This window comes from Aliihoeflea sp. 40Bstr573 (assembly GCF_024105655.1).
Classification (GTDB): Bacteria; Pseudomonadota; Alphaproteobacteria; order Rhizobiales; family Rhizobiaceae; genus Aliihoeflea.
Genome location: NZ_JAAAMH010000058.1, coordinates 1 through 1,334, shown reverse-complemented (window position 1 = coordinate 1,334; position 1,334 = coordinate 1). Strand labels below are relative to the sequence as shown.

Genomic DNA, 1,334 nt, shown 5'->3' with positions numbered 1-1,334 from the left:
CCTCGTGATCCAACACCAACCGCACAGCGCGCTCGCGCACCTCAGGGGAAAACTTGTTCGTCGTCTTGCTCGTCATGGCTCCATCCTATTTGGAAGTTGGAGCCTCCGGCAAACCCGGGGCGGTTCAAGCCGACCCGATCACCGGGTTCGGCTTCATTTCCGGCAAACCACTCGTAGTGGATAGCGGCGGCCACACTGGCAGGCGGCTCCTTGTTCTCTACGATGATGACCTGCACGTCCTGCGCAGTTTTGGTGAGTGACACCCAGAATGCTGCCTCGACGCCCGTGCTCACTGTGCTGTCAGAACCCTCCACATCCCTCGCACCCCGCCGCTTATAGCTGGTCAATGGCGAGTCGATGACCACGAACCCTGGATGGGGGAGACACTTCTTGTGACAGTAGCGAACCAACGCGATTACGAAGGCTGAATACAAGACAGCTCGGAAGCCCTTCCCGTGCGACTGTCGAGTTTGCCCATCGACCTTGATGTCGAAATTCTTCTCGTCAAACTCGACGCGGCCTTCGCCTTCCCATTTCCATTCTTTCAGAACCGCTTCGACTTCCTTGCAGAATGCCAGCAAGGATGTTCCGGGCAGGCTTTCCCATTGTATTTTGGTCTTGCCCTTACCAGTGTTGCTCTGCTCGATTTCTGCTTTGAGCGCGCGTAAGGTCTCGACTTGGTCGCTCGTGTTGCGGGCAGATTCCAACTCGAGCCGCCGCACATTGAGGCGGCGAAGCTGCGCAGTGCTGTTCGTGACAGCGGGTTGCAAAATGTTGGCCAGTCCGCGTTCGGCAGCTCCATAGGCAGCTAGCGCATTCGCCCTTTCCGCGTCGCGCGCTTCGCGCCGCCGTTCCAAGCTGCCAATCGCGTCTTCAAGGTCATCGCGCTGGGCAAGTATTTTCGCGGCTTCCGCTCTGGCGGCCGCATAGATGCCCGCACTGGCCTGCGCAGCCTTATGGGCATGCTCGTCGTCCATATTCTGCCCGCAGAGCGGACAGGTGACGGTCTGCAAGCCATCGAAATAGTGCGCGCCTTCTGCGACGAAGTCCAAACGGCTCAGGTCGGACGCATAATGCTCGCTGAGGAGATGGTAGCGCGTCAGCAACTGATCAATCGCCAACACTTGAGTTTCGGCTTTGGCTCTTACGTCCCTTGCGGTGTCGCGCTCATTTAGCAACGTCGCGCGTTCCGTCTCTATGGCGGCAAGCTGATCAGCCCCCACTGACGGGTCCGGCTGGAATGTTAGTGCATTGACGGTCTTGTTGCCAGCGCGGGCGGCATCGCTGGTTGGGTTTGCAGGGCCGTCCGCGCGGCGAAGGCTGGGATGAAGACC

Annotated in this window: 1 pseudogene; it reads right to left on the bottom strand. The window is 59.2% G+C overall.

Annotated features, from left to right (window positions below):
• Positions 1–41: 41 nt before the first annotated feature.
• A pseudogene (locus GTK01_RS20860) lies at positions 42–1,334 on the bottom strand (hypothetical protein); the annotation flags it as partial.